The organism is Pseudomonas sp. AP3_22 TE3818 (assembly GCF_053628995.1).
Genome location: NZ_JBRJHL010000001.1, coordinates 2,246,587 through 2,267,070, shown reverse-complemented (window position 1 = coordinate 2,267,070; position 20,484 = coordinate 2,246,587). Strand labels below are relative to the sequence as shown.

Genomic DNA, 20,484 nt, shown 5'->3' with positions numbered 1-20,484 from the left:
ATGGCCTACAGACACTTAAGAGCCGCTTTATAACAAGGGCTCTAAAAAACTGTCAAGGAAGCCCCCCAGGCAAATACGTACTAATGCGTGCTAATTCTTTCCTTAGAATCCGCGTCGCGCTTCTCATCCTTCGCGACTATCTCCGGAGCCACGTCCGGCAAGGGCTCCGGCGCGTATTGCAACGCAATTTGCAGGACCTCGTCAATCCATTTAACCGGTTTAATCTGTAGATCCTGCTTGATATTGTCCGGAATCTCTTTGAGATCGCGCACATTCTCTTCAGGAATGATCACCGTCTTGATTCCGCCACGATGGGCCGCCAGCAGTTTTTCTTTCAAGCCGCCAATGGCCAGCACCTGGCCACGCAAGGTGATTTCGCCGGTCATGGCGACATCGGCGCGCACCGGAATGCCGGTCAATGCCGAAACCAGGGCCGTGCACATGCCCACGCCGGCGCTAGGGCCGTCTTTCGGGGTCGCCCCTTCCGGCATATGGATGTGCGTGTCGCGCTTCTCATGGAAGTCCAGGGGAATGCCTAGGCTCTTCGCCCGACTGCGAACAACGGTCAACGCGGCCGTGATCGACTCGACCATCACATCACCCAGAGAACCGGTCTTGATCAACTGGCCCTTGCCCGGTACCACAGCGGCTTCGATGGTCAGCAGTTCGCCACCCACCTGAGTCCACGCCAGCCCGGTCACCTGACCGATCTGATCCTGCTGCTCGGCCAGGCCATAGCGGAATTTACGCACGCCCAGGAAGTGCTCCAGCATGTCTGCGGTGACCTTCACCGAGAAGCGTTTTTCCAGCGCATGCTCCTTGACGGCCTTGCGGCAAACCTTGGCAATCTGCCGCTCGAGGCCACGCACACCGGCTTCACGGGTGTAGTAGCGAATGATGTCGCGAATCGCTTCGGCGTCGAATTCCAGCTCGCCTTTTTTCAAACCGTTGGCAGTGATCTGCTTCGGCGAAAGGTACTTCACGGCGATGTTGATCTTCTCGTCTTCGGTGTAGCCCGGCAGACGGATCACTTCCATCCGGTCGAGCAGCGCCGGCGGAATGTTCATCGAGTTCGAGGTGCACAGGAACATCACATCGGACAGGTCGTAATCGACTTCCAGATAGTGATCGTTGAAATTGTGGTTCTGCTCGGGATCGAGCACTTCCAGCAACGCCGATGCCGGATCGCCGCGCATGTCGCTGCCCATTTTGTCGATTTCATCGAGCAGGAACAGCGGGTTGCGCACGCCCACTTTTGTCATCTTTTGAATCAATCTTCCTGGCATCGAACCGATGTAAGTACGGCGATGACCACGAATTTCCGCCTCGTCACGCACGCCACCGAGGGCCATGCGCACGAACTTGCGGTTGGTGGCATGCGCAATCGACTCCGCCAGGGACGTTTTACCCACCCCGGGAGGACCGACCAGGCACAGCACCGGACCACGAATCTTCTTCACGCGTTTTTGCACGGCGAGGTATTCGAGGATGCGTTCTTTGACTTCTTCGAGGCCATAGTGGTCGGCATCCAGAATGTCTTCGGCACGCGCCAGATCCAGGCGCACCTTGCTCTGGGCCTTCCACGGCACCTGAACCAGCCAGTCGATGTACGAACGCACCACGGTCGCTTCCGCGGACATCGGTGACATCTGCTTGAGCTTGTTCAGTTCGGCCGTCGCCTTGGCCAGGGCATCTTTGGGCAGGCCGGCGGCATCGATACGCTTTTTCAGCTCTTCGACTTCATTGTGACCTTCATCACTGTCGCCGAGCTCTTTCTGAATGGCCTTCATCTGCTCATTCAGGTAGTACTCGCGCTGGCTGCGCTCCATTTGTTTCTTGACGCGGCCGCGAATGCGTTTTTCGACTTGCAGCAGATCGATCTCGGCATCGAGCAACGCCAGAACGTGCTCGACCCGGGCCGACAAATCGATGATTTCGAGGATTTCCTGCTTCTGCTCGATCTTCAGGGCCATGTGCGCGGCCATGGTGTCCACCAGGCGGCCTGGCTCATCGATGCTGTTGAGCGACGAGAGGACTTCAGCCGGGACTTTCTTGCCCAACTGCACGTATTGCTCGAACTGCGACAGCAGGCTGCGAACGAATACCTCCGACTCGCGCTCTGGTGCGTCAACTTCGTCGATCAGGGAGACTTCGGCACGGCAGTGGCCGTCCACTTCGCTGAAGCGCTCGACAGCGCCCCGCTGCTCACCTTCGACCAGGACCTTGACCGTGCCGTCAGGCAGCTTCAGCAGCTGCAAAACGGTGGCAATCGTACCCACGCGATACAGGGCATCTTCACCAGGATCGTCGTCAGCCGGGTTTCTCTGGGCCAGCAGAAGAATCTGCTTGTCACCCGTCATCGCAGCCTCGAGGGCTTCGATGGATTTCTCGCGCCCCACGAACAGCGGGATAACCATGTGCGGATAAACCACGACATCACGCAATGGCAGGAGAGGCAATTCGATGGTTGTCTTCATGATTTCGCCTCTACGGCGGCCGTAAGGCCGTAAACAGATGGAAGTAAGCTTGAAACCAAGATGGGGGCTAGTTTCGAAAAAAACAAGCGGATAAAAAGTACCACTTAAAAGATTGTCCGATTGCGGCCCGCAATCTGTGGCAGCTTCAGAAAATAGTCGATTGCAAGGCCGTCTTCGCGGGCAAGCCACGCTCCCACAAAAGAAAAGGGGCCCGAAGGCCCCTTCTTTGTTCAAGCTGCGTGACGCTTAAGCGTCTGGCGCGGCCTTGGCGGTCGGCTCACTGTTTTCATAGATATACAGTGGCTTGGACTTGCCTTCTATCACGCTTTCATCGATCACTACTTTGCTCACCTCGGATTGCGAGGGGATTTCATACATAGTGTCGAGCAATACACCTTCGAGAATCGAACGCAGGCCACGGGCACCGGTTTTACGCTCCAGGGCACGCTTGGCGACCGATTTCAGAGCGTCGGAACGGAACTCCAGATCAACGCCTTCCATCTCGAACAGCTTGGCATACTGCTTGGTCAGAGCATTTTTCGGCTCGGTGAGAATCTGCATCAACGCAGCCTCGTCAAGCTCGTCCAGCGTCGCAAGCACCGGCAGACGACCAACGAATTCCGGGATCAGACCGAACTTGACCAGATCGTCAGGCTCGACTTCACGCAGGGACTCACCGACTTTCTTGCCTTCTTCCTTGCTGCGCACTTCCGCGTTGAAACCGATACCGCCCTTGGTGGAACGGTTTTGAATAACCTTTTCCAGACCGGAGAACGCACCGCCGCAGATGAACAGGATGTTACGAGTGTCGACCTGAAGGAATTCCTGCTGCGGATGCTTGCGACCACCTTGAGGCGGAACGGAAGCGACCGTGCCTTCGATCAACTTGAGCAGGGCCTGCTGCACGCCTTCACCGGAAACGTCCCGGGTGATCGACGGGTTGTCGGATTTGCGTGAAATCTTGTCGATTTCATCGATGTAGACAATGCCCATCTGGGCCTTTTCCACGTCGTAGTCGCATTTCTGCAGCAGCTTCTGAATGATGTTCTCGACATCTTCACCCACGTAACCCGCCTCGGTGAGGGTGGTTGCGTCGGCGATGGTGAACGGAACGTTCAGCAAGCGGGCCAGGGTTTCGGCAAGCAGGGTCTTACCCGAGCCTGTCGGGCCGATCAGCAGGATGTTGCTCTTGCCGAGTTCGACGTCGTCATTCTTCTTGTCACGCTGATTCAGGCGCTTGTAGTGGTTGTACACCGCTACGGCCAGAACCTTTTTCGCACGTTCCTGACCAATCACATACTGATCAAGGATGCCGCTGATTTCTTTAGGCGAAGGCAATTTATGCGCGCTGCTTTCGGCCTGTGCTTCCTGCACCTCCTCGCGGATGATGTCATTGCACAGGTCGACGCACTCGTCGCAGATAAAGACCGAGGGGCCGGCAATCAATTTGCGTACTTCATGCTGGCTTTTGCCACAGAAGGAGCAATAGAGCAGCTTGCCGTTGTCCTCGCCGTTGCGGGTGTCAGTCATTCGTTCGATCCAAATCCGATAGGCTTGCAACACAAGATGAAGGCTATTGCGGGCTTTTTCAAGCCCGCAGGTGTCGGACCCGCCGACCAACCTTATTTTGAGCTGCTTATTTTAAGCAGGGCGCTGACTGATCACTTCGTCGATCAACCCGTACTCACGTGCGGCTTCCGCACTCATGAAATTGTCGCGGTTGGTATCGCGCTCGATTTCTTCAAGCGTGCGCCCGCTGTGCTTGGCCATCAGCGTGTTGAGACGCTCACGAATGAAGAGGATTTCCTTGGCATGGATTTCGATATCCGACGCCTGGCCCTGGAAACCGCCCAGTGGCTGGTGAATCATCACACGCGAGTTCGGCAGGCAGTAACGCTTGCCCTGGGCACCGGCCGTCAGCAGGAATGCGCCCATGCTGCACGCCTGACCAATACAGGTGGTCGACACATTGGGCTTGATGAACTGCATGGTGTCGTAGATCGACATGCCCGCCGTCACCGAACCGCCCGGGGAGTTGATATAGAGATGGATGTCCTTGTCCGGGTTTTCCGCTTCAAGGAACAGCAGTTGCGCACAGATCAGGTTGGCCATGTAGTCCTCTACCGGACCAACCAGAAAGATCACTCGCTCCTTGAGCAGGCGCGAGTAGATGTCGTAGGCGCGCTCGCCACGAGCGGACTGCTCGACAACCATCGGGACCAGGCCGCCTGCGGCCTGGATATCAGAGTTCTGCTGAATATAGGAATTACGGAACATGCTCTGCAGTCACTCCCAAATAGTTATGTCTTGAATACGCATAAGCCAGCACGAAGGCTGGCTTATGGTGTTTGCTTCTTACCGCAAAAGTGATCAGTCGGCTTGTGGTGCTTCTACCGGCTTGACCGCTTCTTCGTAAGAGACCGATTTGTCGGCCACGCTAGCTTTCTGCAGAACAGTATCCACAACTTGCTCTTCCAGCACAACCGAACGAACTTCGTTCAGTTGCTGGTCGTTTTTGTAGTACCAGGACACAACTTGCTCAGGCTCCTGATAGGCCGAAGCCATTTCCTGAATCATCTCGCGAACGCGGGTTTCGTCTGGCTTGAGGTCGAACTGCTTGACCACTTCAGCCACGATCAGACCCAGCACTACGCGGCGCTTGGCTTGTTCTTCGAACAGCTCGGCCGGCAGCTGGTCAGGCTTGATGTTGCCGCCGAACTGCTGGACAGCCTGCACGCGCAGACGGTCAACTTCGTTGGACAGCAGAGCCTTTGGCACTTCGATCGGGTTGGTGGCCAGCAGACCGTCCATTACCTGATTCTTGACCTTGGATTTGATCGCCTGACGCAGCTCACGCTCCATGTTCTTGCGAACTTCGGCGCGGAAGCCTTCCAGACCGGTTTCCTTGATGCCGAATTGAGCGAAGAACTCTTCAGTCAGTTCTGGCAGCTTTGGCTCGGAAACGGTGTTGACGGTCACGGTGAACTCGGCGGTTTTGCCAGCCAGGTCCAGGTTCTGATAGTCCTCTGGGAAAGTCAGGTTCAGAACGCGTTCTTCACCGGCCTTGGCGCCAACCAGGCCATCTTCGAAACCAGGGATCATGCGGCCGGAACCCAGAACCAGCTGGGTACCCTTGGCGGAACCGCCGGCGAACACTTCACCGTCGACCTTGCCGACGAAATCGATGCTCAGCTGGTCTTCGTTCTGGGCAGCGCGATCGGCCACTTCGAAACGGGTGTTCTGCTTGCGCAGGATTTCCAGCATCTTGTCCAGATCGGCGTCAGTCACGTCAGCGCTCAGACGCTCGACGGTGATACCGTCAAAACCGGCAACGGTGAACTCAGGGAACACTTCGAATACGGCTACGTATTCCAGGTCCTTGCCCGCTTCCAGGGATTTTGGCTCGATCGAAGGCTGACCAGCCGGGTTCAGCTTCTGCTCAACCACAGCTTCATAGAAGGAAGACTGGATCACGTCGCCTACAGCTTCCTGGCGAGCGTCAGCACCGAAACGGCGCTTGATTTCGCTCATTGGCACTTTGCCTGGACGGAAGCCAGCAATCTTGGCCTTTTGGGCGGTCTGCTGCAGACGCTTGTTGACCTGGCTCTCGATGCGCTCAGCCGGCACGGTGACGCTCATGCGGCGCTCAAGAGCAGTAGTATTTTCAACAGAAACTTGCATGGATATTCCTCGTTGCACAGACGTTAGCCGGCCGTTTCCGACCCCAGAATCAAGGGCATGCATTCTAGTGGGTCAAACTCAAGAAGTCACCCTACTGAAAACGGGTAAAAAAGCAGCAGGCAATTTATAGGTGCGAATGCACGAATGCACCTCGCCCCGATGGCAAATACAACCAATCACGCCAGGGCTCTGCGCCGACCGTTCCTATATAGAAGAGGTCGCCAATCATCTCCCTGACAGCCGATCTCACAAGCAGGACCGGCGGACAGGACAGCATCATCGAGAAACATAAATACGACGAAACGCCCCGCCCTTGCGACCCGGAACCTGCGGCCGCTGAAACAAAAAAGGCGCCAGACTTTTCAATCTGGCGCCTTTCGAAATATGGGGTGGACGATGGGGATCGAACCCACGACAACGGGAGTCACAATCCCGTGCTCTACCAACTGAGCTACGCCCACCATATTGCCTGTTAAAGAAGCCAAACAACTTCTTTATCAAGCTCCAGCCAGGCCAACAGCCTGATCGAAGCTTTATTTGGTGCGGATGAAGAGACTCGAACTCTTACGCCTCGCGGCGCTGGAACCTAAATCCAGTGTGTCTACCAATTCCACCACATCCGCGGATGAAGCCGTTAAAGCAAAGGCGCCAGACTGTTAATCTGGCGCCTTTCGAAATATGGGGTGGACGATGGGGATCGAACCCACGACAACGGGAGTCACAATCCCGTGCTCTACCAACTGAGCTACGCCCACCATATCGCGTTACTTGTGCCAAAGCTGCCTAATGGCGCACCCGGCAGGACTCGAACCTGCGACCATCCGCTTAGAAGGCGGATGCTCTATCCAGCTGAGCTACGGGCGCCTTGTTAGCTGTACCCTTGGAGGACTACAAACTAAGTGCTTTCCAGTCTCGCAGAACCGTAATCCCGCTCAACCTTCTTAACCAGTGCTAGGCTGTGCCCGACAAGTGCGACGAATAGTATAGAGCCACCCGAAGGTCGTCAAATCCTTTTTAAAAAAAATTCATTTAATTAAAGGAGTTAGGGGAATTTGCAGACCAAGCGCCTTTGCCCTCACCGCATGACATGCGAGAATGCGTTCTCTTTTTTTCCCCTCTCGATGGTTAATCACGCGCAATGACTGCACAACTAATCGACGGCAAATCGATCGCCGCCAGCCTGCGCCAGCAGATCGCCCAACGTGTCACCGAGCGTCGCCAGCAAGGCCTGCGCACGCCCGGCCTCGCGGTGATCCTGGTCGGTAGCGATCCTGCCTCTCAGGTTTATGTCTCGCACAAGCGTAAAGACTGTGAAGAGGTCGGCTTTCTGTCCCAAGCTTATGACCTGCCTTCCGAAACCACTCAAGAAGCGCTGACCGAGCTGATCGATCGCCTGAACGACGATCCTGCGATCGACGGCGTTCTGCTTCAGCTTCCGCTTCCCGAACACCTGGACGCCTCCAGACTGCTGGAGCGCATTCGTCCGGATAAAGACGTCGACGGCTTCCATCCTTATAACGTCGGTCGCCTGGCCCAGCGTATCCCGCTGCTGCGCCCCTGCACCCCCAAAGGCATCATGACCCTGCTGGAAAGCACCGGGGTCGATCTTTACGGGATGAATGCCGTGGTCGTCGGTGCGTCCAATATCGTTGGCCGCCCGATGGCGATGGAGTTGCTGCTGGCCGGTTGCACCGTGACGGTCACCCACCGCTTTACCAAGGACCTGGCCGGTCATGTCGGCCGTGCGGACCTGGTCGTCGTCGCCGCCGGCAAGCCGGGCCTGGTCAAGGGCGAATGGATCAAGGAAGGCGCAATCGTGATCGATGTCGGCATCAACCGTCAGGACGATGGCAAGCTGGTCGGTGACGTGATCTACGAAACCGCCCTGCCCCGCGCCGGCTGGATCACTCCGGTGCCGGGCGGCGTTGGCCCGATGACCCGTGCCTGCCTGCTGGAAAACACCCTGTACGCCGCTGAAACCCTGCACAGCTGAGTTTCACCGCGGACGCTGACAGCGAATTGAAGAGCCCCGCCCTTGGCGGGGTTTTTTTTGCCTGTGAAACACGCTCGACCACCCGACGGAAAATGACATTTTTTTCATGTTTCTCAGGACTTTCGCCTGTTGTTTGAACAACCATCGACAGTTATTCAGCCATACTCCAGAATGTCGCGCTTTTTAAGAAATAGCCCGTTACAAAACGGCTTATCAACACTTTGTGAGTCTGCCAGCGTGAAAATCCGTCTTTCCATCCTGAGCCTATTTTTTGCAGTTACAGGGACTTTCCTCACGCCCATCGCCAGTGCTGACGAGACCACCGCAGCGCCGCGAGACACGAAGACACTCAAGCTCGCTTCCGGCAGCTCCTTGCTGCTGGACATGCAGACCAACAAAGTCATCTATGCCAGCAATCCTGACGTGGTGGTGCCGATCGCTTCCGTCAGCAAGTTGATGACCGGCCTGGTGGTGGTTGAATCCCGGCAGAACATGGACGAATACATCGACGTCAACATCAGCGACACACCGGAAATGAAAGGCGTGTACTCCCGGGTCAAGCTGCGCAGCGAACTGCCGCGCCGGGAAATGCTGCTGATTGCCCTGATGTCCTCGGAAAACCGCGCCGCCGCGACTCTGGCGCACCACTATCCGGGCGGCTATGCCGCATTCATCGCTGCGATGAACGCCAAGGCCCGGGCACTGGGCATGACCAACACGCATTTCGTCGAACCGACCGGTCTCTCCCCGCGCAACGTGTCCACTGCTCGCGACCTGAGCAAGCTGTTGATCGCCGCGCACAAGTACCCGTTGCTGACCGAGCTGAGTACAACCAAGGAAAAGACCGTTTCGTTCCGTAAACCGAACTACAGCCTGGGTTTCCGCAACACCGACCATTTGGTCCGCAAGCCGGACTGGGACATCCAGCTGACAAAAACCGGCTTCACCAACGAAGCAGGCCACTGCCTGGTGCTGGTGACCCGAATGAGCAACCGCCCGGTGGCCCTGGTGATCCTTGACGCCTATGGCAAGTACACCCATTTTGCCGATGCCACGCGCATGCGTAATTGGGTAGAGAGCGGAAAGAGCGCGCAGGTGCCTTCCGTAGCCTTGCAGTACAAGGCAGACAAGAACCTCAAGCAGCGGCAGACCGGCGTGGTTGAAGCGTCGAAGTAACCTTGCCGCCGACACATGAAAAAGCCCCGATCACTCGGGGCTTTTGTTTGGCAATTCACGGAACACAGATTACGAAACATCTGTAGGAGCGAGCTTGCTCGCGAAAAGCCTGAGAGCACCGCGGGGTGTCAGGCTCCCCGCATCATCGTTGACCTCCATCGCGAGCAAGCTCGCTCCTACAGGCCGGGCGGCGTTCCGTTTTTCCAAGTGCCCCCCCGTAAGAGCGGAACCATAAGTGGCCGTCATCGCCAGCAAGCCGGATCCTACGGGTATCGGTGTTCCCCCGGGTTGCGTGAAGAACCTTTTTTCGCCGGCTATTCAGTCGTTGGGCAGCGGCATCTGGTCGTCATCCGGGATGCCGTCGCCGCTACTTGGATCTCTCCAGCCCTTCGGCTTTTCAGTGGGCACCACCGTTGGTCGCGCCAGCGGATCCCTCAACGGGCTGTCCGGATCCATCACCGGATCGGTGCTTTGCTCGGGGGTCGTGGGGACGGTTTCGGGACGTTTGTCGTCAAAACTGGAATCGGTAGACATACACACCTCCATTGGACCTAATGTTTCAGATCACCCAGTGGATCGTAGGGCTTGGCCGGAGCCTTGGGGTTGTCACCCGGTTTCACGTCCCTCGGCGCCTTGGCGGGCCCGATCGGGTCGACCTGAGGATCGGCAAGGTCCGGGGAATCGGGATCGAAACCCAGCTCATCGCCAGAGGAATGTTCAGACGAGTGCGGACCGACGGGCGTTGTGGAGTGAGCCATGGGTGCCTCCTGATCTCGGCCCGGAACAATGATCCGGGCCTTTGAAGATCAGAGGCTGGCGGCGAGCGATGGTGCCCGTCGGGTGACCAACGGACTCAGTGTGCGGCCAAGGCCTTTTTCGCCTTGGCGGCAGCCTGCTCCTGACCGGCCTGAGCCAGATCGTTGGCGGCGTTGAGCCAACGCTGCTGATCGACCTGCGACGGGATCTGCGTCGGATTCTGGATCAGCACGGCCCAGCCACCGGCGTCCTTGAATGCCGACTCGAAGGCGCTGAAGCTCATCAGTTCGCGGCGATTCATCCCCGCGCGCAACAGGACCGTCTGCTTCTGGCGGTTGTAGCCACCCAGAATGGCGTAACGCGGTTCGGCCCACATCGCCGAGCCCTCGGTGAAGCGCACCATCACCGGATAACCGGCGGCGACCTGCGTCAACAAGGCCGCCAGGTTGCTGTCGAGGGGATAAACCACCATCCCGTACTCGCGGGCCAGGTTCTGCATGTTCTGTTGCAACTGTGCTTCCCCCCCCGGTAAATGCAAGGGCTTTTCGAGCAAGCCCGGGGTAATCACGATGCCCTGCTGGGACAGCATGCTGGCCAGCACCTGCGGCCCGCTTTGATACGCATCGCCCCGATAGAATCGGCCGCTGAGTTCGACACGCTCCGGCAAACGCTTGATCTCGGGCGTAACGCTCCCGGCACAACCCGCCAGACTCGCCACGCAACCGGCCAGCAGCATGGCCGACAAAATTCGAGAAAATACCCGCACCATCAGCTCTCTCTTGTTCAGGTTCAGACGCCAGGCAATCCCATCCCCGGCTCGGTCGTCGATCATAGGTCGCCGCGCTGCCCGGGTATAGCTCTAAACGGTAGTCGAGTGCATTCGATAGAGCGAACGGGTTGGTGACTGCCGACTTTCGGTCAATAGTCTGAAATGCAGTAACGGCTAGACTGTGTTCTAAAGAGACGACAGTGAAGCGTGTGTGCCCGCAGCAGGGCAAAAGAGGAGGCACAGATGAGCCTGACCATGATCCTTGCGATGTTGATTGGCAGCTGGCTGGCGGTCGCCGCCGCCATGCTGTGGGGTGTGCTGCGCATCACTCGCCGCCACCATCACCCTGCCCCGCCCGTCACGGCGCCAGAGGCGGACCAGACGCGAAGCCAACACGCCAACGCTCACTGACTTTCCTCACACAAACGAAAACGGCCGCCTGGGTTCAGGCGGCCGTTTTGCATTCATCTACCGTCAAGCGTCAGCGTTGACCTGCTTCTGCCGGGCCCGACGGGACATCATGTTCAACACCTCGATCGAAGCCGAGAATGCCATGGCCGCATAGACGTAGCCTTTCGGTACATGGGCGCCAAAGCCTTCGGCAATCAGCGTCATGCCGATCATGATCAGGAAGCCCAGGGCCAGCATCACCACCGTCGGGTTGTCGTTGATGAACTTGGCCAGCGGATCAGCCGCAAACAACATCACCAGCACCGACACCACTACCGCGATGATCATGATCGGCAAATGTTCGGTCATGCCGACAGCGGTAATGATGCTGTCGATGGAAAACACCATGTCCAGCATCAGGATCTGGCCGATCGCCGCAGCAAAGCCCAGGGTCACGGTGGATGTCTTCGACGTCGGATCGTCCGGGGCCGGGTCCATGCTGTGATGGATCTCGGTGGTCGCCTTCCACAACAGGAACAGGCCACCGGCGATCAGGATCATGTCCTTCCAGGAAAACGCGTGGCCAAGAATCTCGATCACCGGAGCGGTCAACTGGACGATGAACGCGATGGTGCTGAGCAGGCCCAATCGCAGGATCAGCGCCATGCCGATACCAATGCGTCGCGCCTTCTGCCGGTGTTGCTCGGGCAGCTTGTTGGTCAGGATCGAGATGAAGATCAGGTTATCGATGCCGAGCACGATTTCCATCACCACCAGGGTGGCCAGGGCAACCCAGGCAGTGGGGCTGGCGGCAAGTTGTAAAAGGTAGTCCATGGGTCAGTCCTGACTCGTTGTCATACGGTTTAGATTTCCTGGGAGGAAGATTCGGATTTTTCCGATTCTTTTTCCGATGATTCTTTTTTGCTGATCAACCCGCCGGTGGCATCGCTGAGCGCCTGTTCGGCGGCCTTGTGGGTATCGTCAATCGCCTGTTTGGCGCTTTCGGCGGCCTTGCCCATCAACTGTTGCGCGCTTTTCTCGGCCTGGTCGCAACCGGCCAGTACCAGTAAAGATGTGATCAACAGCGCCGTGGCTTTAATTTTCATGATGCTCCCTCGATAGAACGAACGGGACCGAAACGATGGCCCGTTGATAGCGATGCATTCTAGGGAAGCAAACACTTCAGGAAAATTCGTATTTTTACCGGTTATACTTCGTTTTTTACGAACTGTAGATCGCCATGCTCAATTACCGACAACTGCATTACTTCTGGGTGGTGGCCAAGACCGGCAGCATTGTGCGCGCCTGCGAGCAACTGAACCTCACACCGCAAACCATCAGCGGGCAGATTTCATTGCTGGAACAGACTTTTGGCATCGAGTTGTTTCGGCGAGTCGGACGGCAACTCGAACTGACCGAGGCCGGACGCCAGGCACTGCCCTACGCCGAGCAAATGTTCCAGCTGGGTGGCGAACTGGAACTGATGCTGCGGGCACAACCCAATGAGCAGCAGATTCTGTTTCGTGTCGGCGTGGCCGACGTGGTGCCCAAGTCCATCGTCTATCGCCTGATCGCGCCGACCATGGAGCTGAGCGAACCGCTGCGCATCACTTGTCGCGAGGACAAGCTTGAACGTTTGTTGGCCGACCTGGCGATCCAGCGTCTGGACCTGGTGATCTCCGACAGCCCGATGCCGTCGCACCTGGACATCAAGGGCTACAGCCAGAAACTGGGTGAGTGCGGGATCAGCTTCTTCGCCACCCCTGAGCTGGCGGCACGTTTCGGTCAGGACTTTCCGCGCAACCTGCACGGTGCGCCGCTGTTGATTCCCGGCCCGGAAACCGTGGTGCGCAGCCGTTTGCAGCGCTGGTTCGCCGAGCAGCAGATCCAGCCGCAGATTGTCGGCGAGTTCGACGACAGCGCCCTGATGCAGGCCTTCGGTCAATCCGGCAGCGGGATCTTCATCGGCCCGAGCGTGATTGCCGATGAAGTGCAACGCCAGTATGGCGTGCAAGTGATCGGCCAGACCGACGCGGTGAGCGAGTCGTTCTATGCGATCTCAGTGGAGCGCAAGGTCAAGCACCCCGGCATTGTCGCCATTACCGAAGGTGCCCGACGCGAGCTGTTTACAACGCTGTAACCGCTTCGCGCGGCTTGAACGTCATCAGGGCGATGGCCAGCAGGATCGAAGCCAGGATGAAAGCGGCGGCCGCAAAGCCAAGGCCTTGCAGGCCGACGCTGTCGATCACCCGGCCACCGATCATCGCGCCCAGGCCGATACCGAGGTTGGCCCCGGCGATGTTCAGCGACGCGGCAAATGCCGGCGCTTCGGGCGCGGCTTTCATCAGGCGCACATGGCTGACCAGGAACAACGCCGCCTGAGTCACGCCCCAGATGCCCATCGCCGCCGCCAGACCGAGCGGCGAATGGATGTTCGGCACCAGCGCCACCAGGCCGGCGATCATGAACGCGCAGAACATCATCGACGCCATCAGCGGATGCCGATCCACTGCCCGGCCGCCCAGGGAGTTGCCGATCAACCCGACCGCGCCGAAGCCCATCAGGCACCAGCCGACCACGGTGCCGTTGAAGCCGGCCAGACGCTCGAGGATGTCGGCCAGATAGGTATAGGCCGTGAACATGCCGCTGAACACGATCACCGACAGCAGCACATGACCGAGCATCAGCGGGCTGCGCAGGATCTTGAACTGCGACAGGAAGCTCACCTGATGCTGGTGCAGATTGGTCCTGGGCAGATAGATAAACAGCAGCAACGCCTTGGCAAAGGCGATGACCGCCAGAATCGCAAAGGCACTGCGCCAGCCGAACGCATCGGAAATCAGCGTACCCACCGGAATGCCGAACACCGTGGCGCAGACAATGCCGAAACCGATCTTGGCAATGGCGCGACCGGCGTAATCCGGCCCGACGATGTCCACCGCCGTCTCGCTGGCCAGCGCCCAGAACACCGGCAACCCCAGCGCCGGGATCAGTCGGGCAAACGCCATCACCCAGATGTTCGGCGCCAGCGCCGCCAGCGTATTGGCCAGGCCAAACAGGATCAGTACCGAGATGAACAGCTTGCGCCGCTCGAAGCGGGCGAACCAGGCCGTGAGGAACGGCCCGAACGCGGCCACGGTGAAAGCGAACAAGGTCACCAGCAAACCGGCCTGCGGGATGCTGACCTCCAGGTCCCTGGCGATCGCCGGCAACAGGCCAACAATGATGAATTCCGTGGTCAGCACCGTGAAACCGGCGGCAGACAACAGAAGAATGGGCAACAACCGCATGCACAACTCCAGAAAACGACGACACCAGCGATAGCCCGAAGGCCCACTGGCAGACATGAAAATGAGGATGGCGAATCTTAACAGAGTGTTTTCAATCAGGGTTGCACGAACCTGCCGATCTCGTTGATTGCCCGAGTGGCGGATCGTCACAGGTCTGAAGGATCGGGACGACGTTGTGATAAAGTCCGCGCCCTGAAAAAAGTACACCCTGTGGTTAATGCCGATCGGTTAGCCGAGACACCCGTGGCGAGGGAGCTTGCTCCCTCGCCACGGGTGTCAGCGCTGGCATTGGCCCTGTGTTTCCTTCTCGGTTTCCTGCCTGCGGCCTGCCCTGTTTGTTGCCGCAAACCTGCGAATCCATGCATTAATAAAAAATCAGAGATGCCGTGTTATGACTGCTTCATCCCCTTCTCTATTGCACCGCCTTAAACGCTTGAGCCTGGTCACGCAGATCGTGATCGGCCTGATCGCCGGTATTGCCCTGGCCCTGTTTGCCCCCGACGTGGCGAAGTCCACGGCGTTCATCGGCAAAGTGTTTGTCTCGGCACTGAAAGCCGTCGCGCCGATTCTGGTGTTCGTACTGGTCATGGCGTCGATTGCCAACCACAAGCACGGTCAGGAAACCCACATCCGGCCGATTCTGTTCCTGTATCTGCTCGGCACTTTCGCCGCCGCCGTGGTTGCGGTGGTTGCCAGCATGACGTTCCCGTCGAGCCTGGTGCTGTCGACCCAGGACATCGCGGTCACAGCGCCGGGCGGGATTGGCGAAGTGCTGCAAAGCCTGTTGCTGAGCGTGGTCGATAATCCGGTCAGTGCGCTGATGAACGCCAATTTCATCGGCATTCTGGCGTGGGCCATCGGCATGGGCATCGCCATTCGTCATGCCGGTGACACCACCCGCGAAGTGCTGGGCGACCTGTCCAACGGCGTGACCGTGATCGTGCGCCTGGTGATCAGCTTCGCCCCGCTGGGCATCTTCGGCCTGGTGGCCTCGACCCTGGCCACCTCCGGCTTCGGCGCCTTGATCGGTTATGCGCACCTGCTGGCCGTGCTGCTGGGCTGCATGCTGTTCGTGGCACTGGTGATGAACCCGCTCATCGTGTTCTGGAAACTGCGCCGCAACCCGTACCCGCTGGTGCTGACCTGCCTGCGCGAAAGCGGCATCACCGCATTCTTCACCCGCAGTTCGGCGGCGAACATCCCGGTCAACCTGGAGTTGAGCAAGCGCCTGGGCCTGCACGAAGACACCTACTCGGTATCGATCCCGCTGGGCGCGACCATCAACATGGCCGGCGCAGCGATCACCATCACCGTGTTGACCCTGGCGGCCGTGCACACCCTGGGCATCGCCGTGGACATTCCGACCGCGATCCTGCTGAGCGTCGTCGCGGCGATCTGCGCCTGTGGCGCTTCGGGTGTGGCCGGTGGTTCGCTGTTGCTGATTCCGCTGGCCTGCAGCCTGTTCGGCATCCCGAGCGAAATCGCCATGCAGGTGGTGGCGGTCGGTTTCATCATCGGCGTGTTGCAGGACTCGGCGGAAACCGCGCTGAACTCGTCTACCGATGTGCTGTTCACCGCGGCGGCTTGCCTGGGTGAAGAGCAGAAGGCGGAGCGTCTGGCCTAACCCCGCAGCCCCATGTGGGAGCGGGCTTGCTCGCGAAGGGGCCATCAGCTTCAACATTAATGTTGGCTGGCACACCGCTTTCGCGAGCAAGCCCGCTCCCACAGGATTTGTGGTGTAGCTGAAAAATGCGAGCACATGAAAAAGCCCCCGCAGCCTGAGGTTGCGGGGGCTTTTTTGTACCTGGGCGGTTTAGAACGCGCCCATGTAGTCGCGCTTGCCCACTTCCACGCCATTGTGGCGCAGCAGTGCGTAAGTGGTGGTGACGTGGAAGAAGAACTGCGGCAGGCCGTAGCTCAGCAGGTAAGCCTGGCCACTGAAGCGCTTCTCTTTAGGCGTGCCCGGACGGGTCACGATCTCTATGCCTTCCTTGCCGTTGATCTGCTCCGGCGTGAACTCGCCGATGTAAGCCAGAACTTTGCTCAGCAGCGCTTGCAGTTCGGCGAAAGTGGTTTCGGTGTCGTCGTACTTCGGCACTTCAACTTCAGCCAGACGCGAAGAAACGCCCTTGGCGAAATCAACGGCGATCTGTACCTGGCGCACCAGCGGGAACATGTCCGGGAACAGGCGCGCTTGCAGGAAGGCGTTAGGGTCGATGTTTTTTTCGGTGGCGTGCGCCTCGGCCTTTTTCAGTACATCGCTCAGGGCGTTGAGCATTTGCTGGAAAACAGGCACGGAAGCGTCGTACAGGGAAATGGTCATGGCAGGTCTCGTGTAGTGATGGAGAGAAACGTCGACCCCCTGTAGGAGCGAGCTTGCTCGCGATGGACTCAAGCGCAACGCGTTAATCCGGAAAGAACGCGTTATCGTTAACGACCATCGCGAGCAAGCTCGCTCCTACAGGGGATCGGCTTTGGATCGTGGGCCGATTATAGCCATGCCGCCCTCCCGAGACCGGTCTTTTTCAGCTGCCATACACTTTGGCCGCCGGGACCGCTTGCATCAGCAGTTGCGCAACAGCATCCCCCATCTCGCCAACCGCCCAGCGGCCCTGGCGATCCAGTTGCGGGCCACGGCGCCAGCCATCGGCGATCGACAACTTGCCGCCCTCGACTTCGAACATCTGCCCCGTCACCTCGGCGGACGCCTCGGAACCCAGCCACACCACCAGCGGCGCGACGTTTTCCGGGGCGAAGTAATCGAAGCCCTCGTCAGGCTTTTTCATGGTGTCGGCGAACACCTGTTCGGTCATCCCGGTCCGCGCGGCCGGCGCCAGGGCGTTGGCGGTGATCCCGTAACGACGCAGTTCAGCCGCCTGCACCAGCGTCAGCGAGGCAATACCGCCCTTGGCCGCCGCGTAGTTGGACTGGCCAATGGAACCCTGCAAACCGGCGCCGGAACTGGTGTTGATGATCCGCGCATCGACCTTGGCGCCGCCCTTGGCCTGCTCACGCCAGTACTTCACGGCGTGACTGGAAATGCAGAAGTGGCCCTTGAGGTGCACGGCCACCACGGCGTCCCAGTCGGATTCGCTGAGGCTGGCGAACATGCGGTCGCGACAGATGCCGGCGTTGTTGACCACCACGTTCAGGTCGCCAAAGGTTTCGATGGCCTGGCGCACGATCAGCCCTGCCGAGTCATAACGCGTGATGTCGTCGCTGTTGGCCACGGCACTGCCGCCCTGACCGAGGATTTCGCCGACCACGGCCAGAGCCGCTTCGCGGTTGATGTCGTTGACCACCACTTTCGCGCCTTCGGCAGCGAACGCCATCGCGTAGGCGCGGCCCAGGCCACCGCCGGCACCGGTGATGATCACGACGCGGTTTTCACAGATTTTCATGCGGGTATTCCTTCAATTTCATCTCAAATACACACATCACCTGTGGGAGCTGGCTTGCCAGCGATAGGATCACTGCGGTGCGCCTGATACACCGCGGCGCCTGCATCGCTGGCAAGCCAGCTCCCACAGGATCGATGTGTTTCCTGGAATCAGGTCAACTCACAAACGCTCGATAATCGTCACGTTGGCCTGCCCACCGCCTTCGCACATGGTCTGCAAACCGAAGCGTCCACCGCTGCGCTCCAGCTCATGCAGCAAGCTGCACATCAAACGGGTGCCGGTAGCGCCCAGCGGATGGCCGAGGGCAATCGCGCCGCCGTTGACATTGGTCTGTTCGTGCGGATAGCCCGTCTCTTTCAGCCAGGCCATGGCCACCGACGCGAAGGCTTCGTTGATCTCCACCCGGTCGATGTCTTCCAGCTTCATCCCCGCACGCTTGAGCGCGTAGGCGGTGGCCGGAATCGGCGCGGTGAGCATCCAGATCGGGTCTTCGGCGCGCACGCTCAGGTGATGGATGCGCGCCCGTGGCGTCAGGCCGTAACGCTTGAGCGCCGCCTCCGAGACGATCAGCATCGCGCTGGCCGCGTCGCAGGTCTGGCTCGACACTGCCGCGGTGACCCGGTCGCAGCCGAACAGGAATTCCAGCTCGGCCATTTTTTCCAGGCTGGTCTGGCGTGGCGTTTCGTCGTGCAGCACACCCGCCAACGGCACGATCTCGCGGTTGAAGCGGCCTTGCTCGATGGCCTGCAGGGCCCGTCGATGGGACTCCAGCGAATAGGCTTCGAGCTGCGCCCGGGACAGGTCCCACTTTTCCGCGATCATCTGCGCCGAACGGAACTGCGTCGGCGGTTGCGCGCCGTAGCGCCGCACCCAGCCTTCGGAGCCGCTGAACGGATCAGTGAAGCCCAAGGGCTCGGCAGCGATCATCGCCGAGGAAATCGGGATCTGGGTCATGGTCTGCACGCCACCGGCGATGACGACGTCCTGGGTGCCGCTCATCACCGCCTGGGCGGCGAAGTGCACCGCTTGCTGGGATGAACCGCACTGGCGATCGATGGTGGTGCCCGGCACCGATTGCGACAGGCCGGCCGCCAGCCAACTGGTGCGGGCGATGTCACCGGCCAGCGGGCCGATGGTGTCGACACAGCCGAAGATCACGTCGTCGTAATCCTCGTCGGGAATGGCGTTGCGCTCGACCAGCGCGCGTAATACGTGGGCGCCCAGGTCGGCGGCGTGGATCTGGCTCAGACCACCCTTGCGCCGCCCGGTAGGGGTGCGCAGGGCGTCGACGATATAGGCTTCAGGCATGGTCTACCTCGGTGAAAAAATTGAAAGTGGCACGGTCGGATCTTTGTAGGAGCCGGCTTGCCGGCGATGGCGTATTTGAAACCGACGCGGTTTGGCTTTTTGTAGGAGCTGGCTTGCCGGCGATGGCGTATTTGAAATCGCCATCGCCGGCAAGCCGGCTCCTACAGGTTCGAGTTGCCTAGAAGGTTTGGCCGGCACCCAGCGCCGGGTTGCCGTCGAACAACGCCGCGCGAATCCGCCCTTTGTGACGGCCGCGATCGCCCCAGACCTTGTCCAGCGCCCAGGCGCGTTTCATGAACAGATGCAGGTCGACTTCCCAGGTGTAACCCATGGCGCCGTGGGCCTGGATGGTGTTCTTCGCCGCGAGCATGGCCGCTTCCGCCGTTGCCAGCTTGGCGTGGGACACCAGCACGTCCTGCCCCGGCTGCTGCTCGGCCAGCGCATAAGCGGCGCGGTACAACGGGCCTTTGGCGAACTCGATCTGCACCGCGACGTTGGCCATCAAATGCTTGACCGCCTGGAACGAGCCGACCGGCTTGCCGAACTGCTTGCGCTCGAAGGTGTAGTCCACCGCCAGGTCGACCATGCGTTTGGCCAGCCCCAGCAATTGCGCGGCGCTGGCGAGGGCGCCACGGTTGAAGGCGGCTGCCCACAGGCGCCGTCCTTGTTCACCGCTGGCCACGCAAGTAGCGGGAGTCGGCGTCCATTCGACCTGGAACAGTTGACGGCTCGGGTCGACCGACTCGTTGCGGGTCAGGCGCACGGCGTCGCGCTCCAGCGCATGCACTTCATCGCCATGGGCCAGCAACAGCAGATCGGCAACATGGGCATCGCAGACCAACGGGTTACCCGGTTCGGAAACGGCCAGACGTGCACTGCCCTCGGCGACCCGCGCCAACCAGTATTGCTTGAGCGCCGCGTGTTGCTCATCGAGGGCGGCGAGCAACGGCACGCCCACCAGCATGGTGTCCACCAGCGGTTCGGGCAGACCGGCGTAACCGCATTCCTGGGCAATCAGCACGAAATCCAATTCATTCATGCCCATGCCGTCCTGCGCCTCGGGCACGGTCAGCGCGGTCAGGCCCAGCTCCACCAGTTGCGCCCAGAGTCGCTCACTGCGTCCGCTGTCGCTCTGCCACAGTTCGCGAATGCGTTCCGGGGTGACTTCGTTGATCAGGAAGCTGCGGACGTTGTCCTGAAACAGCAGTTGGTCGCGGCTGAAACTAAAGTCCATGGTCTATTC

General features: G+C 59.4%; 19 protein-coding genes, 4 tRNA genes and 1 pseudogene. 5 read left to right on the top strand and 19 right to left on the bottom strand.

The window, feature by feature from the left end; genetic code table 11:
- Positions 1-80: 80 nt before the first annotated feature.
- The 8 genes from lon to AB7M25_RS10340 all read right to left on the bottom strand — a co-directional run bounded on the left by lon (position 81) and on the right by AB7M25_RS10340 (position 7,022).
- Positions 81-2,477: an endopeptidase La gene (lon, locus tag AB7M25_RS10375; protein WP_104447853.1), complete on the bottom strand. Its 2,397-nt coding sequence runs from the start codon at positions 2,475-2,477 to the stop codon at positions 81-83.
- Between the two features lie 246 nt (positions 2,478-2,723).
- The gene (gene clpX, locus AB7M25_RS10370) at positions 2,724-4,007 is read right to left on the bottom strand and encodes an ATP-dependent Clp protease ATP-binding subunit ClpX (protein WP_007982210.1); all 1,284 of its coding nucleotides are present in this window, start codon (positions 4,005-4,007) and stop codon (positions 2,724-2,726) included.
- A gap of 111 nt (positions 4,008-4,118) precedes the next feature.
- The gene (gene clpP, locus AB7M25_RS10365; protein WP_007970761.1) at positions 4,119-4,754 is read right to left on the bottom strand and encodes an ATP-dependent Clp endopeptidase proteolytic subunit ClpP; all 636 of its coding nucleotides are present in this window, start codon (positions 4,752-4,754) and stop codon (positions 4,119-4,121) included.
- Between the two features lie 93 nt (positions 4,755-4,847).
- The gene (tig, locus tag AB7M25_RS10360) at positions 4,848-6,158 is read right to left on the bottom strand and encodes a trigger factor (protein ID WP_454237256.1); all 1,311 of its coding nucleotides are present in this window, start codon (positions 6,156-6,158) and stop codon (positions 4,848-4,850) included.
- A gap of 385 nt (positions 6,159-6,543) precedes the next feature.
- Positions 6,544-6,619 (bottom strand) — tRNA-His (locus AB7M25_RS10355).
- Between the two features lie 77 nt (positions 6,620-6,696).
- A tRNA-Leu gene (locus AB7M25_RS10350) sits at positions 6,697-6,781 on the bottom strand.
- 56 nt (positions 6,782-6,837) lie between these two features.
- A tRNA-His gene (locus tag AB7M25_RS10345) sits at positions 6,838-6,913 on the bottom strand.
- A gap of 32 nt (positions 6,914-6,945) precedes the next feature.
- Positions 6,946-7,022, bottom strand: a tRNA-Arg gene (locus AB7M25_RS10340).
- A 274-nt stretch (positions 7,023-7,296) separates the two neighbouring features.
- On the opposite strand from AB7M25_RS10340, the gene folD reads away from it, so the two are divergent.
- Together folD and pbpG are read left to right on the top strand one after the other, a co-directional pair.
- Positions 7,297-8,151 carry a bifunctional methylenetetrahydrofolate dehydrogenase/methenyltetrahydrofolate cyclohydrolase FolD gene (folD, locus tag AB7M25_RS10335; RefSeq protein ID WP_008001570.1) on the top strand — a complete coding sequence of 285 codons (855 nt, stop codon included), beginning with the start codon at positions 7,297-7,299 and terminating at the stop codon, positions 8,149-8,151.
- 237 nt (positions 8,152-8,388) lie between these two features.
- On the top strand, positions 8,389-9,327 hold the full coding sequence (gene pbpG / locus AB7M25_RS10330) for a D-alanyl-D-alanine endopeptidase (RefSeq protein ID WP_218485181.1): 939 nt from the start codon (positions 8,389-8,391) through the stop codon (positions 9,325-9,327).
- 81 nt (positions 9,328-9,408) lie between these two features.
- On the opposite strand, the pseudogene AB7M25_RS10325 reads toward pbpG, so the two are convergent.
- From AB7M25_RS10325 to AB7M25_RS10310, 4 genes and pseudogenes are all read right to left on the bottom strand, one after another.
- Positions 9,409-9,486: pseudogene (locus tag AB7M25_RS10325) on the bottom strand (outer membrane lipoprotein carrier protein LolA); the annotation flags it as partial.
- 159 nt (positions 9,487-9,645) lie between these two features.
- On the bottom strand, positions 9,646-9,861 hold the full coding sequence (locus AB7M25_RS10320; RefSeq protein WP_429383254.1) for a hypothetical protein: 216 nt from the start codon (positions 9,859-9,861) through the stop codon (positions 9,646-9,648).
- Positions 9,862-9,878: 17 nt separating this feature from the next.
- A complete protein-coding gene (locus tag AB7M25_RS10315; protein ID WP_007977129.1) occupies positions 9,879-10,085 on the bottom strand; it encodes a DUF6021 family protein in 207 nt (68 codons plus the stop codon).
- A gap of 95 nt (positions 10,086-10,180) precedes the next feature.
- Complete coding sequence (locus AB7M25_RS10310; protein ID WP_429383256.1) at positions 10,181-10,915, bottom strand: peptidase C39 family protein; 735 nt, start codon at positions 10,913-10,915, stop codon at positions 10,181-10,183.
- Between the two features lie 180 nt (positions 10,916-11,095).
- Between AB7M25_RS10310 and AB7M25_RS10305 the strand changes: the two genes are divergently transcribed.
- On the top strand, positions 11,096-11,263 hold the full coding sequence (locus tag AB7M25_RS10305) for a hypothetical protein (RefSeq protein ID WP_429383258.1): 168 nt from the start codon (positions 11,096-11,098) through the stop codon (positions 11,261-11,263).
- 63 nt (positions 11,264-11,326) lie between these two features.
- On the opposite strand, the gene AB7M25_RS10300 is transcribed toward AB7M25_RS10305, so the two are convergent.
- Positions 11,327-12,076: a TerC family protein gene (locus tag AB7M25_RS10300; RefSeq protein WP_007977136.1), complete on the bottom strand. Its 750-nt coding sequence runs from the start codon at positions 12,074-12,076 to the stop codon at positions 11,327-11,329.
- Positions 12,077-12,105: 29 nt separating this feature from the next.
- A complete protein-coding gene (locus AB7M25_RS10295) occupies positions 12,106-12,348 on the bottom strand; it encodes a hypothetical protein (protein ID WP_104447857.1) in 243 nt (80 codons plus the stop codon).
- A 134-nt stretch (positions 12,349-12,482) separates the two neighbouring features.
- Between AB7M25_RS10295 and nhaR the strand changes: the two genes are divergently transcribed.
- Positions 12,483-13,382 (top strand): transcriptional activator NhaR, encoded by a 900-nt coding sequence (gene nhaR, locus AB7M25_RS10290; protein WP_429383261.1) that lies wholly within the window; start codon positions 12,483-12,485, stop codon positions 13,380-13,382.
- Here nhaR and AB7M25_RS10285 read toward each other — a convergent pair.
- Positions 13,369-14,532, bottom strand: a complete 1,164-nt coding sequence (locus AB7M25_RS10285; RefSeq protein WP_104447859.1) for an MFS transporter — start codon at positions 14,530-14,532, stop codon at positions 13,369-13,371. The two genes, nhaR and AB7M25_RS10285, sit on opposite strands and share 14 nt — an antisense overlap.
- A gap of 391 nt (positions 14,533-14,923) precedes the next feature.
- Here AB7M25_RS10285 and sstT point away from each other — a divergent pair, with 391 nt between their 5' ends.
- Positions 14,924-16,156, top strand: coding sequence for a serine/threonine transporter SstT (gene sstT / locus AB7M25_RS10280; protein ID WP_429383265.1), 1,233 nt, complete (start codon positions 14,924-14,926; stop codon positions 16,154-16,156).
- A gap of 189 nt (positions 16,157-16,345) precedes the next feature.
- Here the strand turns inward: sstT and AB7M25_RS10275 are convergent, their stop codons facing one another.
- The 4 genes from AB7M25_RS10275 to AB7M25_RS10260 form a co-directional block, all read right to left on the bottom strand.
- Positions 16,346-16,855 carry a DUF1993 domain-containing protein gene (locus AB7M25_RS10275; RefSeq protein ID WP_429519306.1) on the bottom strand — a complete coding sequence of 170 codons (510 nt, stop codon included), beginning with the start codon at positions 16,853-16,855 and terminating at the stop codon, positions 16,346-16,348.
- Between the two features lie 202 nt (positions 16,856-17,057).
- The gene (locus AB7M25_RS10270; RefSeq protein WP_429383269.1) at positions 17,058-17,933 is read right to left on the bottom strand and encodes an SDR family oxidoreductase; all 876 of its coding nucleotides are present in this window, start codon (positions 17,931-17,933) and stop codon (positions 17,058-17,060) included.
- 159 nt (positions 17,934-18,092) lie between these two features.
- Positions 18,093-19,241, bottom strand: a complete 1,149-nt coding sequence (locus AB7M25_RS10265; protein WP_429519309.1) for an acetyl-CoA C-acetyltransferase — start codon at positions 19,239-19,241, stop codon at positions 18,093-18,095.
- Between the two features lie 178 nt (positions 19,242-19,419).
- On the bottom strand, positions 19,420-20,475 hold the full coding sequence (locus AB7M25_RS10260; protein WP_454237255.1) for an acyl-CoA dehydrogenase family protein: 1,056 nt from the start codon (positions 20,473-20,475) through the stop codon (positions 19,420-19,422).
- Between the last annotated feature and the right edge of the window lie 9 nt (positions 20,476-20,484).

Coding starts and splice junctions, on each gene's coding strand:
- lon (WP_104447853.1), bottom strand. CDS start 2,477: ATGAAGACAACCATCGAATTGCCTCTCCTGCCATTGCGTGATGTCGTG.
- clpX (WP_007982210.1), bottom strand. CDS start 4,007: ATGACTGACACCCGCAACGGCGAGGACAACGGCAAGCTGCTCTATTGC.
- clpP (WP_007970761.1), bottom strand. CDS start 4,754: ATGTTCCGTAATTCCTATATTCAGCAGAACTCTGATATCCAGGCCGCA.
- tig (WP_454237256.1), bottom strand. CDS start 6,158: ATGCAAGTTTCTGTTGAAAATACTACTGCTCTTGAGCGCCGCATGAGC.
- folD (WP_008001570.1), top strand. CDS start 7,297: ATGACTGCACAACTAATCGACGGCAAATCGATCGCCGCCAGCCTGCGC.
- AB7M25_RS10320 (WP_429383254.1), bottom strand. CDS start 9,861: ATGTCTACCGATTCCAGTTTTGACGACAAACGTCCCGAAACCGTCCCC.
- AB7M25_RS10315 (WP_007977129.1), bottom strand. CDS start 10,085: ATGGCTCACTCCACAACGCCCGTCGGTCCGCACTCGTCTGAACATTCC.
- AB7M25_RS10310 (WP_429383256.1), bottom strand. CDS start 10,915: ATGATCGACGACCGAGCCGGGGATGGGATTGCCTGGCGTCTGAACCTG.
- AB7M25_RS10305 (WP_429383258.1), top strand. CDS start 11,096: ATGAGCCTGACCATGATCCTTGCGATGTTGATTGGCAGCTGGCTGGCG.
- AB7M25_RS10300 (WP_007977136.1), bottom strand. CDS start 12,076: ATGGACTACCTTTTACAACTTGCCGCCAGCCCCACTGCCTGGGTTGCC.
- AB7M25_RS10295 (WP_104447857.1), bottom strand. CDS start 12,348: ATGAAAATTAAAGCCACGGCGCTGTTGATCACATCTTTACTGGTACTG.
- nhaR (WP_429383261.1), top strand. CDS start 12,483: ATGCTCAATTACCGACAACTGCATTACTTCTGGGTGGTGGCCAAGACC.
- AB7M25_RS10285 (WP_104447859.1), bottom strand. CDS start 14,532: ATGCGGTTGTTGCCCATTCTTCTGTTGTCTGCCGCCGGTTTCACGGTG.
- sstT (WP_429383265.1), top strand. CDS start 14,924: ATGACTGCTTCATCCCCTTCTCTATTGCACCGCCTTAAACGCTTGAGC.
- AB7M25_RS10275 (WP_429519306.1), bottom strand. CDS start 16,855: ATGACCATTTCCCTGTACGACGCTTCCGTGCCTGTTTTCCAGCAAATG.
- AB7M25_RS10270 (WP_429383269.1), bottom strand. CDS start 17,933: ATGAAAATCTGTGAAAACCGCGTCGTGATCATCACCGGTGCCGGCGGT.
- AB7M25_RS10265 (WP_429519309.1), bottom strand. CDS start 19,241: ATGCCTGAAGCCTATATCGTCGACGCCCTGCGCACCCCTACCGGGCGG.
- AB7M25_RS10260 (WP_454237255.1), bottom strand. CDS start 20,475: ATGGACTTTAGTTTCAGCCGCGACCAACTGCTGTTTCAGGACAACGTC.